General features: G+C 69.2%; 13 protein-coding genes and 2 pseudogenes. 11 read left to right on the top strand and 4 right to left on the bottom strand.

From position 1 onward, the window contains the following. Positions 1-239: 239 nt before the first annotated feature. Positions 240-1214, bottom strand: coding sequence for a helix-turn-helix transcriptional regulator (locus AC067Z_RS29425; RefSeq protein WP_478792666.1), 975 nt, complete (start codon positions 1212-1214; stop codon positions 240-242). A 62-nt stretch (positions 1215-1276) separates the two neighbouring features. On the opposite strand from AC067Z_RS29425, the gene AC067Z_RS29420 reads away from it, so the two are divergent. The 6 genes and pseudogenes from AC067Z_RS29420 to cpt all read left to right on the top strand — a co-directional run bounded on the left by AC067Z_RS29420 (position 1277) and on the right by cpt (position 6342). Beyond that, positions 1277-1630 (top strand): YybH family protein, encoded by a 354-nt coding sequence (locus AC067Z_RS29420; RefSeq protein WP_478792665.1) that lies wholly within the window; start codon positions 1277-1279, stop codon positions 1628-1630. Between the two features lie 145 nt (positions 1631-1775). Then, entirely contained in the window at positions 1776-2261 is a 486-nt protein-coding gene (locus AC067Z_RS29415; RefSeq protein ID WP_478792664.1) for a DUF488 domain-containing protein, read from the top strand. A 415-nt stretch (positions 2262-2676) separates the two neighbouring features. Next, complete coding sequence (locus tag AC067Z_RS29410; RefSeq protein WP_478792663.1) at positions 2677-3543, top strand: hypothetical protein; 867 nt, start codon at positions 2677-2679, stop codon at positions 3541-3543. Between the two features lie 134 nt (positions 3544-3677). Then, positions 3678-4891: pseudogene (locus AC067Z_RS29405) on the top strand (RNA-guided endonuclease InsQ/TnpB family protein). Between the two features lie 27 nt (positions 4892-4918). Next, positions 4919-5617, top strand: a pseudogene (locus AC067Z_RS29400) (phosphotransferase); the annotation flags it as partial. A 191-nt stretch (positions 5618-5808) separates the two neighbouring features. Then, positions 5809-6342 carry a chloramphenicol phosphotransferase CPT gene (gene cpt, locus AC067Z_RS29395; RefSeq protein ID WP_478792662.1) on the top strand — a complete coding sequence of 178 codons (534 nt, stop codon included), beginning with the start codon at positions 5809-5811 and terminating at the stop codon, positions 6340-6342. A 172-nt stretch (positions 6343-6514) separates the two neighbouring features. Here the strand turns inward: cpt and AC067Z_RS29390 are convergent, their stop codons facing one another. After that, positions 6515-7138 (bottom strand): class I SAM-dependent methyltransferase, encoded by a 624-nt coding sequence (locus tag AC067Z_RS29390; protein WP_478792661.1) that lies wholly within the window; start codon positions 7136-7138, stop codon positions 6515-6517. A gap of 264 nt (positions 7139-7402) precedes the next feature. Here AC067Z_RS29390 and AC067Z_RS29385 point away from each other — a divergent pair, with 264 nt between their 5' ends. From AC067Z_RS29385 to AC067Z_RS29370, 4 genes are all read left to right on the top strand, one after another. Then, a complete protein-coding gene (locus AC067Z_RS29385) occupies positions 7403-8182 on the top strand; it encodes an SDR family NAD(P)-dependent oxidoreductase (RefSeq protein ID WP_478792660.1) in 780 nt (259 codons plus the stop codon). A gap of 174 nt (positions 8183-8356) precedes the next feature. After that, positions 8357-8536, top strand: a complete 180-nt coding sequence (locus AC067Z_RS29380) for a hypothetical protein (protein WP_478792659.1) — start codon at positions 8357-8359, stop codon at positions 8534-8536. Between the two features lie 166 nt (positions 8537-8702). After that, a complete protein-coding gene (locus tag AC067Z_RS29375; protein WP_478792658.1) occupies positions 8703-8999 on the top strand; it encodes an antibiotic biosynthesis monooxygenase family protein in 297 nt (98 codons plus the stop codon). A 234-nt stretch (positions 9000-9233) separates the two neighbouring features. Then, on the top strand, positions 9234-9371 hold the full coding sequence (locus tag AC067Z_RS29370; RefSeq protein WP_478792657.1) for a hypothetical protein: 138 nt from the start codon (positions 9234-9236) through the stop codon (positions 9369-9371). 546 nt (positions 9372-9917) lie between these two features. Here the strand turns inward: AC067Z_RS29370 and AC067Z_RS29365 are convergent. Next, positions 9918-10985, bottom strand: coding sequence for a zinc-dependent alcohol dehydrogenase family protein (locus AC067Z_RS29365; protein WP_478792749.1), 1068 nt, complete (start codon positions 10983-10985; stop codon positions 9918-9920). 458 nt (positions 10986-11443) lie between these two features. On the opposite strand from AC067Z_RS29365, the gene ku reads away from it, so the two are divergent. Continuing rightward, positions 11444-12361 carry a non-homologous end joining protein Ku gene (gene ku / locus AC067Z_RS29360; protein ID WP_478792656.1) on the top strand — a complete coding sequence of 306 codons (918 nt, stop codon included), beginning with the start codon at positions 11444-11446 and terminating at the stop codon, positions 12359-12361. Here ku and AC067Z_RS29355 read toward each other — a convergent pair. After that, on the bottom strand, positions 12358-12705 hold the full coding sequence (locus AC067Z_RS29355) for a DUF6233 domain-containing protein (protein WP_478792655.1): 348 nt from the start codon (positions 12703-12705) through the stop codon (positions 12358-12360). The two genes, ku and AC067Z_RS29355, sit on opposite strands and share 4 nt — an antisense overlap. Positions 12706-12834 lie beyond the last annotated feature (129 nt).

Here is a 12834-nt window from a genome sequence, read left to right as displayed (position 1 = left end):
CCGGCTCTTCCGGCGCTGCCGATGTTCACGGCCACGGTGGGGTTCCGCTTGATCGATCTGGGTCCAGCGAGCCGAGGCTTCCTGGCTCTACGCGGCGAAGCTGGGGGGCTGCGCGGTGAGGGTCCGCTGAACAGGGGGCGTCCGCGAGCGGTGACAGGTACCGCGGGGTGAGGTCGAACTCCGGCGAGCCCGGCCGGCGCTTGCCGGCTTCGGCGGCGGCCCGCAGAAGGCGACAACTCTCAGGATGACACTCCGTAGCAGGTGGCGATCGCGGCGGCGCGGTCGCGCAGGGAGGTGCGCAACCACTGCGGGGCCAGGGCCTCCGCGTTCGTGGCGAGCTGCCACAGCGCCCATTCGGCGTGCCTCGGATCTTGGAAGGTCACCTCCAGACGCAGCCAGCCGTCTGCGTCGGCTTCTTCGGCGCGGACGGCCAGCGCGGTGCCCACCAGGTCCTCCCGCCGCGCCGGGTTCACCCGTACCAGCACGGTGACTTGGTCACCGCCGGTCCGGAACTGCGTGCTGCGTTCCTGCCAGGCCCGGTCCAGATCGACCCGGTCGGGTCGCTGCGCCGGTTCGGCGAGTTCCTCTGCGACCAGTACCCGGGACAGCCGGTAGGTGCGGTCCGCGCCGGACCTCGTGGCCAGCAGGTAGCCCTGGCCGCGTACGGTGACCAGGCCGATCGGGTCCACCGTGCGCCACTTCGGGGTCTGGTCCACGGCCGCGTAGTGGATGCGCAGCTTGTGTCCGGCGAACACCGCGCGCCGGACCTCGGCCACGATGGTGTCAGGCACCTCCTCGGCAACCAGCCGACGCGAGAGGAGGTCGGTCTCCGGGTCGATGAGCAATCGCTGAGCCGCGCCGGCCGCGGTGGCCCGATAGCTTTCGGGCAGCGCGTCGACCACCTTGCGCATGGCCGAAGCGAGCGCCGCGCCGAGGCCGAATGCCTGCGCGCCGCGCCGCGATCCGGCGACCAGCAGGGCAAGTGCTTCGTCGTGGTTCAGTCCGGTGAGCTCGGTCTGGAAGCCGGGCAGCAATGCGAACCCACCGTGCCGGCCGCGTTCGGCGTAGACCGGGACGCCCGCTGCGGACAGCGCCTCGATGTCGCGCAGCACGGTGCGGGTGGATACCTCCAGCTCGCGGGCGAGCGCGGCCGCGGACAGCCGACCGTGCTGCCGCAGCAGCAGCACCAGCGATACCAACCGGTCGGCGCGCATATGAAAACGCTACAGGAATACACGACATAGGGTGTCGTGTATTCCTTGGGAGGCTTATCAGCATGACAAACAAGGAAGTGGCCACAGAGCCGAACGACCTGGGCAGGTACTTCATCGAGCGAGCCAACGCGGGCGATGTCGACGGGTTGGTGGCGTTGTACGAGCCGAACGCCGTGCTGGCGTTCCCGCCGGGCAACCTCGCGACCGGACATGCGGAGATCCGCAAAGTGTACGAGCAGTTCGTCGGGGCCGCGCCGGTGCTCTCGCCGGGTAGGCAGCACCCAGCGCTGGTGACCGGCGATCTGGCACTGACAGCGGCAACGCTGACCAACGGCGACGTGACCGTCGAGGTCGCCCGTCGCCAGCCGGACGGGTCGTGGCTGTGGGCCGCGGACCAGCCGGCACTCGCGCCGTAGCGGGGCGGCGGTGGGCCGGCGTGACCGAGCCCACCGCCGCTCAGCGGCGTGCGGACCAGCGGCGCGCGCGCCGCACCGCTTTCGGCAAGTGCTTCGGACATGGACTTGACGTCCCACTACGCCACCGAGCCGGCCGGGTGCTGCGATGAGGCGCATCGTGACGATCGGCGTCTACGGCTTCACGGCCGGAGCCTTCCTCGAGAAACTCACCGGCGGGGGCGTGGGGCTGCTGCTCGACCTCCGCCAGCGCCGCGGCGTTCGGGGCCCCGACTACTCATGGGCGAACTCGGCGCGGCTCCAGCGCGCGCTCGCCGCGGGGGACATCGGCTACCGGCACGTGAAGGAGCTGGCGCCGACGACCGAGCTGCGCCAACTCCAGTACCGCGAGGACGACCGCCAGGGCGTGGGCAAGCGCAACCGCATCGCGCTGGCGCCCGAGTACACCGAGCTCTACACCCGTGAGATCCTCGCCCTGTTCGACCTCGGCGCGCTCGTGGCCGAGCTTCCGAGCGACTCGGCAACCGCCCTTTTCTGCGTCGAGCGCGATCCGGAAGCCTGCCACCGCTCGCTCGTGGCCGCGCGCATGCGCGCCGAGCACGGCCTGCCGGTCACGAACCTCCGCCCGGGCTGAGCGTCGTGTCCACCCGGCTGCCGTCAGCGGCCCGGTAGCGAACCCTCACACCGTGAGCACGTTCACGCGAGAATCGCCGCGGTACTGCGCATGTCGGCTCCTTGGGACGGTTGTTGTCATCCTTGGCGGCATGCCGCGCCCGGTCGTCGTCCGCGGAGAGCAACCGCACCTGCTCCACCCGGAGCAGCCACGACCGATGCCGTCCGCCCCTGGGCTGACCGGATGTCAGGGGCGCGCGATGCAGGAGCGGAGCTACCCACCGTGGCCGGTACCGGGTGGCCAGGCACATTCGCCCACTGTGCTCGGACCGGGCTGATGCAGCACCGAGTCCAACGGCCGGCACACGCGATCGGCCGGGTGGCAACGGAAGCCGCCCGTCGGCTGCCTCCCGGATCGTGCGGGACATACTGTCGGGATGGATGCGCAGGCCGTGGACGACGCCCGGCGGTGGCTGGCGGAGGAGGGGATCAGGCAGGTCGGTGACGGCGAATGGGCCGATGACGACACCCCGGACGCACGGCTCACCGCCAATGACGTCGCACACGCTTGGGCGGGGCAGGCCTTCACCGACGAGCGCCTGGACATGGCCGGGCGGCTGCGGTTGGCGTTCGGGCTGCTGGATCTGCTCGACGACTACTGGGTGACGTGCGAGATCCGGTTCGCCGACCGGGGGCCGGACGGTCCCCTGCCGCCGAAGGTGCTCTGGGACGGATATCGACGGCGGCTGGAGGCGCCCCGAGCGGCCGAAGCCGTGACCTACTCGCTGTGGGTCGACTGGTTCGAGGACCGTGAGACCGCTGCGACGGCCTTCGCCGAAGTTCTCGGGCACGACATCGATCGGCTGCTCACACGTGCGCCGGATGCCCTGCTCCGCCGCGCCCGGCGGGTCCTGGAGAGTTCGGGCCCGGTGCCCTGGCAGGCGAAGGAAGCGGCATATGGAATCGCGGCTCGGCTCCCCGTGCTCCACCCGGCGCTCTTCAAGGGCCTGCTGAGCAGCTATCACGACCTCTACGGGAGTCTCCAGCCGTCCGCCGCGCTGTCACTCCTTGTCGATCTGGCCCTTCCGCCGGACACGCAGCATCTCGCGGAGCTGCGCACTGTGCTCGCCGACGGGCACAGGAACCACTACCGAAGCCCCCATGCGTGGGACGAGGCTTCGCGCACCCGTTCCTGGCGGCGGACGGCGAAGCGCTGGCCGGCGGCATGGCGAACGCCGGGGCGGTCTTCCGTCCCGGTGCGCTGGTGGACCGCCGCCGCACAACGCGCACGCCCTCCATCCTGATCTTGCGTGGGTATCCCCGGCTTCAGCCGGGGAGGGAAACGCATCCTTGCCGCGCATGCGCGAAGCGCCGGAGTTCGCTGTGTCAGTGGCCTCCACTACGTTGATCAGGCAATGACCTCAAGGGGGTGTGCCAGATGATGCGTGCGTACAAGTTCCTCATGCGGCCCACCGTGGGCCAGCAGGCTGCGCTTGGCGAGATGCTGCGGGATCACTGCTCCCTCTACAACGGCGCGTTACAGGAACGCCGTGACGCCTACCGACATGTGTCGAAGACGAGCATCACGTACGGGCTGCAGTCGGCGCAGCTCAAGGAGATCCGGGCGTTCGATCCGGACCGGCGGGGCCGCTGGTCGTTCTCCAGCCAGCAGGCCACCTTGCGGCGCCTCGACAAGGCGTTCGCCGCATTCTTCCGCCGGATGAAGTCCGGCGAGATGCCCGGCTACCCGCGCTTTCGTGGGGTGGACTGGTTCGGCACGGTGGACTTCCCCAAGGACGGTGACGGCTGTCGCTGGGACTCCACCCCGCACGACCGGGTCACCCGCGTCCGCTTCCAGGGCGTCGGGCACGTCAAGGTCAACCAGCACCGGCCGGTGGTCGGCAAGGTCAAGACCGTGTCGGTCAAGCGCGAGGGGCGCAAGTGGTTCGTCGTGCTGACCGCCGAGCAGGCCCGGCCGAGCCGCTGCCCGCGACCGGATCCGTGATCGGCATCGACCTGGGCATAGCCAACTTCCTCGCCGACTCCGACGGCGAGTTCGTTCCCAACCCCCGCCACGGCCGGCGTGCCGCCGCGAAGCTGGAAGCCGCACAGCAGGCCCTCGCACGGTTCCCGCGTGTGCGCCGCGACAAGCGCACCGCCAACCATCAGCGGGCCGTGGACAAGGTCGCCGCCCTGCACGGCAAGGTGCGCCGTCAACGCCTCGACCACGTACACAAGACCGCGCTCGCTCTTGTGCGTGAGCACGACCTCGTTGCGCACGAAGACCTCAAGATCCGCAACATGGTCAAGGCCCCGCTCCCGAAGCCTGACCCCGAGGCGCCGGGCAGCTTTCTGCCCAATGGCGCGGCGGCAAAGGCGGGGCTGAACCGTTCGCTCTCGGATGCCGGGTGGGGGGTGTTCCTGACGATCCTGCATGCCAAGGCTGAGAGTGCCGGGCGGGAAGTGATCGCCGTGGACCCTCGCAACACTTCCCGGACCTGCCCCGAATGCGGGCACGTCTCGGCAAAGAATCGGCTCACACAGGAGAAGTTCCACTGCGTCGGCTGTGGCCACCAGGCGCACGCTGACACGGTGGGCGCCTTGAACATCCTACGGGCCGGGCTGGTCCGTCGCGAAGCCGCACCGGCATAGCGAGAAGCCCCCTCGCTCACGAGGGGGAGGAGTCACGCTCACCTCCTCGCGCTGCGAGAGCACGGCTTCGACTCGGCTCCGAGCCCGGTCCGTCTCTCTGTCGACGGTCGCGAGCAGCTGACCTTCATCTCCGGCGACGTCGCTCTGCCGCCGTTCCCACGCTGGGTGATGACGGACACCGCCCTCGAATCGGTGGGCTGCTTGCTGCGGCGCCTGCACGAGGCCGGAGCCGCCATCGCGGTCGACTCCCGCGTCGCGTGGCCGCGGGTCCTGGCCGACCCGGAGGGGGGAACGATGTTGTGCCACAACGATGTGTGCCCGGACAACGTGGTCTTCCGCGAGGGCCGGGCCGTCGCCCTGATCGATTTCGACATGGCGGCCCCGGGCCGCCCCCTCTGGGACGTCGCCATGGCCGCCCGCTACTGGGTACCTGCGCTTGATCCCGTATCGGCGATCGCCCTCTACCCCGCCGGGCTGGATGCGTCCGCGCGGCTGCGAATCCTCGCCGACAGCTACGGCCTCTCGCCGCAGGAACGTGCCGAGTTGCCCGCGGTCATCGAACAGGCCACCGAAACCTGCCGGGCGTTCGTAGCCCGCCGGGCGGCCGACGGCGCCCCCGTCTACCTCCAGGCGCTGGCCGAGCGTGGTGGATGGGAACGCTGGGACCGCATGCAGGCCTGGCTGGCGGCCCACCGCGAGACATTCCTGGCCGCCCTGCTGACCTGACCGCTCGGATGTCGAGGAAGCTCTGTCCCTTGCTCGCGTTCTACGCCGAGCGGCATGGAACGTCCGAACTGCGGCATCAACGTGTTTGAAGACGGGCCCTATTGCCGTGACCCGGAACGCTCACCGGGTTGCGGCCAGTGCCTGCCGAAAATTCGTTTCGTGTCGTATGGGAAGCGCCCTACTGTGGCGCGGTGACGACTCGGATGATCATTCTCAACGGTGGTTCCAGCTCGGGCAAGTCCGGGATCGTACGGTGCCTGCAGGCCGTACTGCCGGATCCGTGGCTGGCGTTCGGGTGCGACTCGTTCGTCGACGCCTTGCCCGCGAAGATGCAGGCGTCGGACGAGGGGATCACGTTCGCTGCCGACGGCGGGGTGAGCGTCGGGGCGGACTTCCGGGCGTTGGAGGCGGCCTGGACGGAGGGAGTCGTGGCAATGGCCCGTGCGGGCGCCAGGGTCATCATCGACGACGTCTTCCTGGGCGGAACGGCGTCCCAGCAGCGGTGGCAGAAGGCTCTCGGCGGACTGGCGGTGTTGTGGGTCGGCGTCAGGTGTGAGAGTGCGGTCGCCGCGGGCCGTGAGGTCGCAAGAGGAGATCGGGCCCAGGGGATGGCAGCGTCGCAGGCGGATGTGGTTCACGAGGGCGTGTTCTACGACCTGGAGGTGGACACGACGCACACCGAGTCCCTGCTGTGCGCGCGAACCATCGCCGCCCACGTCGGCTGATCGACACACCGCTCCCGGCCGTCCGCCCTGTAGTTGCAGGCCCCTCCAGCTGCGGTGGTGCTGTGCTTCCCGCAGCACGAGGTCTTGCAGCTTCCCGGGTGCGCACTGGGATCACCCGATGACACCTCGGACCAGCCATTGGATGATCCGAGAGCAGCCGCGGGGGCGGCGGTCAGGCAGGGGTGGCGGTGCCGAGGGACAGCGCGCCCCAGGGCTTTGGTGTCCCCTTCTCGTAGAAGACATCCACCGAGTTGATGGTGAACCCGGCTTCGTTCAGCAGCTCGACGACCCGCCGGGTGAGATGACACCCACCGAGGAGCCGCATGTTCACCGGTTCGAGGCGGCGCTGCCACCGGCGTACGTTCTCGTCCCCCGTGGGTGCCAGCCCGTGCTCGACGAAGTGCAGGGCGCCGCCCGGCTTCAGGACACGCCGAATCTCCCGCAGCGCCGCCCCGACGTCGGGGATCGTGCACATCGTCCACGTGAAAAGGGCCGCGTCGAAGCTGGCGTTCCCGAAGGGCAGCGCCTGCCCGTCGAGCCCGGCCCGTCTCACCGGCACGCGCGTGGCCGCGACGCGCCCGGCGGCGAGCTTCCATCCCAGATCCGAGGGTTCGACTGCGGCCACCCCTGTGACCTCGTCCGGATAGAAGGGCACGTTGTGCCCCGTCCCGAAGCCGATCTCCACGATCTCGCCGGACAATCCCTCACACACTTGCTGACGCGACGGCCGTCCTGTCTTTGCCCCACAGGCGACGTTGATGATCCGCGGCAGTACCTGGTCGACGTAGAACCCCATGGCGGCCTCCGCAGCTTCCCCTCCAACATGGCATTGGATCCGGCGCCGCGCAGCTCGGCCCTTGGTCGGCCGGCGGGACTCTCGATCGCGGCCGTCTCCGTTTGCGGTCCGTCGCGCATCCCGCGCCTCCGGCGCCACCTCCCGCAGCCGCATGAATGCGGCGAGGGAGCAGAAGACCGCCGCTCTTCGACCCCGACCCGGTGCTCATGCCATTGCGTCTGCCCCGGACGCTGCCGCCGTGGACGCGCCGTCTAGGGTGCGGTCATGATCTCGCACAACTACCTCTCCGAACTGTTCTCGCTGGACGGCAGGGTCGCCGTGGTGACGGGCGGCAGTTCCGGCATCGGCCGAGCCATCGCCGGGGCTCTTGCGCGAGCCGGGGCGAGCGTGGTGATCGTGGCGCGCAAGGAGCCGGAACTGGCCGCCACGGTCGACGAGCTGGCGGCGGACGGCTGCCGGGCGGCCTGGGTGAGCGCCGACCTGAGCACCCGCGACGGGGTGCGCGCGGCGGCGGAGCAGGCAGCCGAGGTGTACGGCGAGCCCGACATTCTCGTCAACTGCGCGGGGATCAACGTGCGGCCGCCGATGGACGAGTTGGGCGAGGAGGTGTGGGACGCCACGATGTCGGTGAACCTGGAGGCGCCCTACCTGTTGGGCCAGCGGTTCGGGCCCGGCATGGCCGAGCGGGGCTTCGGGCGGATCATCCACATCACCTCCCAGCAGGCGCACCGGGCGTTCGTCCGCAGTGGCGCCTACGGGGTTTCCAAGGGGGCGCTGGAGTCGCTCGCCCGCTCCCAGGCCGAGGCGTGGTCGCCGCACGGCGTCACCTGCAACACGCTCGTGCCCGGCTTCGTCATGACCCCACTCAACGCACAGTTGTCGTCCGACCCGGAGAAGGTGGCGGCGCTGGCCGCGCGAACGATGGTCGGGCGCAACGGCCTGGCCGAGGACTTCGCCGGAGCGGCGGTGTTCCTGGCCGGCCGCGCATCCGGCTACGTCACCGGGCAGGCGATCTTCGTCGACGGCGGGTTCTCCGTTCACTGAGCCCAGCACTGCACGAATGCCCGTTCACCTGCGAGGCCCCGGCAGAGTCCGGGATTCTCGGCGCTCCGACCGCGATTTCATGCAGGGACTGTGATTCGTCCCGACCGCCCTCATAGCATCCCGTCGCAAGGGGCAGGCAAGGACGGGGCAGGGCGGGGCGGGATCATGGGTGCGTTGGGCTTCGTCTTCATCTCGCTGCCCGTTCTCGCCATTGTCTGTTTCACCTGCTTCGCCGCATGTCGTGCTCAGCAGCAGCGGGCGTTGAAGGTCGTTTCCCACGTGTTCCTGGCGGCGGGGGTGCTGTGCGTTCTGACGCCCGTTGGTGTGGTGGGCGCCATCTGGATCACCTTGTAGCCGGGACTGTGTTCCTGGGACAGGAGCGGCAGCCGGGGCCGGCGATCTGCGGTGGCCGGGACAGACCAGGGCTACGGCGCGGCAAGCGCGGGGCCGACGCCGAGGAAGCCCCACACCTGCGCTCTGGGGTTTTCAGGGTGGCGGGGTGTCTGGCAGCCTGAGGGCCGTGATCATCAGGATGAGCGAGGCCCGAGTACGCCCTGATCGCTTCGAGGCGTTCCACGACATGATCGTCACTGCCGTGCGCGAGTTCCCGGTGCGCTACCCGGGGTTGGTGGACCACGAAGTTCTGCTCGCGCCGCCGCACTCACTGCTGTACGTCAGTCGCTGGCGGAGCGAGGAGGACCTGGTCGGTTACGCCGGTGAGAACTGGCGTGACCAGCCGGTGGTTCTCGAAGGCGAGGACGAGTACCTCGTCGCGCCACTCGAGGTGCGGCATTTCACGCTCGCGTCGCTGACTTGACTCCGCACGGGGCCCGTCGAGAAGGCTCGCCCGGGCGGCTGCCGTGAGCAGGTGGCCGGCTGCGCCGCCTTCGACGAGCCGGGCCGTGACCGGCAGACCGGGGTACTTGTCATGCCAGGGATGCAGAGCTGTCGACAGTGCCTGCCCCTTCTCGGCCGTCAGGACGTCCGCACCCGGTGTCGGGAAGGGGTCGTAGGTCCGGCCGTAGGAGTACAGCGGCGGTAGCCTCCAGCTGTGCAGCACATCCAGCGGCACCCCATGGACCGCCGCCGCCTCGAAGGCGATGAGTTCGTCGTCGGCAGAGTCCAGGTCGAGGCCGAGGAGCACAGGACAACGCTGAGCGGTGGCAGCAGCGGCGTCCCCGGTGAGTGACGGGGCCCGGGACGCAGTTGTTCGGGTGTCACGCCTGCGCGGACGACGGTGCACGGCTCGCGTCCGCTTCCCCGTGTCCTTCGGGGGCTCTCCCCGTCAATTCCAGAGAAGCACCTTCCGGGCGCGCCACCAGGGCCCATTCGGTCCTTCGCCCATCCCGGTCGGCAGATGTGGGACGTCCGCGGCGGCCCTCAGCAGGGAACGCGGCGACCGCCAGACGAAGGGAACCGTGCGCCGTCGCACCGGCCCCGTCCTGTGCAGCCCGCTAGGCGCTGTTCGGGCGGTCTTCTCGGGCCCTTGACGCCGCTGCGGCGCTCCCCCAGCCTTCGGCCGGTGGGGGTCCCCCCGGCGGAGCCAGGAGGAGTACCCCCACGCTGTGTTGTCAAAGTCGCCCGAGTACATCCAGTGCGAGGACGATTTCCCCCGGCCTGGCGGCCGGTGGTGCCTCCACCGTCTTGCGATGCGTCCCCTCGGCCCTGGCGGGCTGGGGGAGGGGCAATGCATCCGACGCTGCGGGCTGATCCTCAAAGATCGCCCGGACAGGACCTAGGCGGGCAGCTCGATGGCGTCGTGCTGAGGTCCGCCGAGCACGACCTTGAGCGCACCGGTGTCCGCCGGGCGGGAGAACACGTCGTACGCCTCTTCCATCTGCCCCAGCTCGAAGCGGTGGGTGACCAGTTGGGAGGTAGGCAGTTGGCCTGCCGCCAGCATGCGCAGCAGCAGCGGCGTGGTGTGTGTATCGACGAGCCCGGTGGTGATGGTCACATCCTTGATCCACAGGTCTTCGAGGTGCAAGACCGCGGGCTTGCCGTGGACACCGACATTGGCAACATGACCGCCGGGACTAACCATTCGCGTGCACATCTCGAACGCTTCCGGCACGCCGACAGCCTCGACGACGACATCCGCTCCGAGGCCCTCAGTGAGATCCTCCACCAGCTTCTCCGGCCCTTCGGCCGCATTGACCGTGGCGTCCGCTCCCATGGCCCGAGCAGCAGACAACCGGGATTCGGCAAGGTCGACCGCGATGATCCGCCCGGGGGTGTAGAGGCGCGCGGTCGCGACCGTGGCGAGGCCTATCGGTCCGGCACCGACCACGACGACCGTGTCTCCCGGACGCACCTGGCCGTTGAGTACACCCACCTCATAGGCGGTGGGGAAGATGTCGGCCAGCAGTACCGCGTCGTTGCTGTCGACGGCGTTGGGAAGCGGGTGCACGGAAAGGTCTGCGAACGGCACGCGCATGTACTCGGCCTGGGTTCCGTCGATCAAGTGCCCCAGTACCCAGCCGCCGCCTTCGCGGCACTGGCCGTAGCGGTTCTCCCGGCAGAAACGGCATCGCCCGCACGCCGAGATGCAGGACACCAGCACGCGATCGCCGGGGCGCACGGTGCGTACTTCGCTGCCGACCTCCACGACCTCGCCCACGGCCTCGTGCCCCAGTATCCGCCCCGGGGCCACTTCGGGAACATCGCCCTTGATGATGTGGAGGTCGGTACCGCAGATCGTCACGGCATCGACGCGGATCACTGCGTCCGCGGCGTCTTCGACGCCCGGATCGGGGACGTCCTGCCAGGACGTCTGCCCCGGGCCTTGAAACACAAGTGCCTTCATGACGTCGGCCTTCCTTCTGTCTTCCCGAACCGGCCGCCCCGCTTTCCTGGGGTGCCCCACCGCCAGCGTCTCCTGGTCCGGCCCGCAGACGCTTGGGCCGGACGACCCCGGCCTGGGTCCTCTCGGCCCCTCCCGGTCGTCCTTCCGATGCCAGGAGAGGCGGACCGGACCGGAGGTGCAGTGTCCCAGGAGCTGTTGCCCCTGTTCCTGATCGACTGCGGCCTTCTCCAGGGTCTCGCCGGCCTGCGGCGTCGCAACTGGCACCGCTCTGCTGCGGGGCGACCGATACATGTGGTGGCTGTGATCCACGCTCATGTCGATCACAGCGGCTGTCAGCAACGGGCCGCAGTGCCCCCGGCCGGGGGCCAAGGCACCACATGACAGCGCAACGGAAAAAATGACACGAGAATCGAGAGCCTGCACACTGGCCGTGCTCGGGGCTGTCACGGAGGTTCGTCATGCCCCGCCCCATCTGGACCGGCGCCATCAGCTTCGGCCTGGTGACCATCCCGATCAAGCTGGTGAATGCGACCGAGTCGCACTCCATCTCGTTCCGTCAGATCCACACGGAGGACGGCGGCCGGATCCGGTACCGCAAGATCTGCGAGGTCGACGGCCGGCAGCTGCGCGACGACGAGATCATCAAGGGCTACGAGGTCTCAAAGGACACCCTCGTCGCGGTCACCGAAGAGGACCTCGCCGACATGCCCCTCCCGACGGCGAAGGCGATCGAGATCGTCGCGTTCGTGCCGGCCGGTTCGATCGATCCCGTGCGCATCGGCGACTCGTACTACCTGGAAGCCGACGGAGCCGTGGCAGCCAAGCCCTACAAGCTGCTTCGCCAGGCACTCGAACGGAGCAGCAAGGTCGCCGTCGCCAAGTTCGCGCTCCGCGGCCGGGAGCGGCTCGGGCTGCTCCGCATCAAGGGCGACGCGTTGCTGCTGCACTCGATGCACTGGCCCGATGAGATCCGCAGCCCTGACGAGATCACCCCGGACCCCGTAGACCTCACGGACGAGGAGATCGAGGGAGCCATGGCGCTCATGGACACCATGAGCGAGGATCACCTGCCCGACTACCACGACCACTACCGCGAGGCGGTCGAGGAGGTCATCGCCGCCAAGGCAGAGGGCAAGAAGCTGCCCCGGCCCGAAGGCGCCCCGGAGCCGACCGGGCAGGTCGTCGACCTGATGGCGGCGCTGAGCGAGTCGGTTGCGAAGGCCCGTGAATCCCGGGGAGAGGACGCCACCGTTCACGAGATGCCGAAGAAGAAGGCCGGCAAGAAGGCACCCGCCAAGAAGACCACAGCGAAGAAGACCACAGCGAAGAAGGCGGCTGCGAAGAAGACGGCCGGCCGGAAGCCGAAGGCGTCCTAGCGGCCGGCGAGCCCGGTCTCGGGGCGGCAGATCTCGCACGACCTGATGTCCGGCTCCCCGAGTGCGATCAGGGCCTCTTCCCGGTTCAGTCGGCCCATCGGGTTCTTGAACATTTGGCAGCCGCCCCGGTGCAGGATGGCGCACGTCCCCTCGCCCTTCGCGCGGGACGGTTCCACCTTCCACGACGACGCCTCACGCGCGGCACGCTCCTGCTTCAGATGCCGCTCCTCGGCTTCCTGCAGCTCGCGGATCGTCCGACGGGTCCGTTCCAGCTGGTAGGACTGGTACTCCTCCACGACACGGAGCTTCTGCAGGCGGGACAGCTCGGGGTTCGGCTGGGACATGACGGAACGCTTCTCGGTGGCGGGGGACTTTCGAAACACGCTTTACTGATCTTTTCGTAAGTTTGGTGGGTGTGGTGGCCGTGTGGGTGGGAGGCTGTCGGGGTGGCATATCAACCTTCCCCTTCGGTT

Source organism: Streptomyces sp. NPDC043812, assembly GCF_056436245.1.
This window is presented reverse-complemented; position numbering and strand designations above follow the sequence as displayed.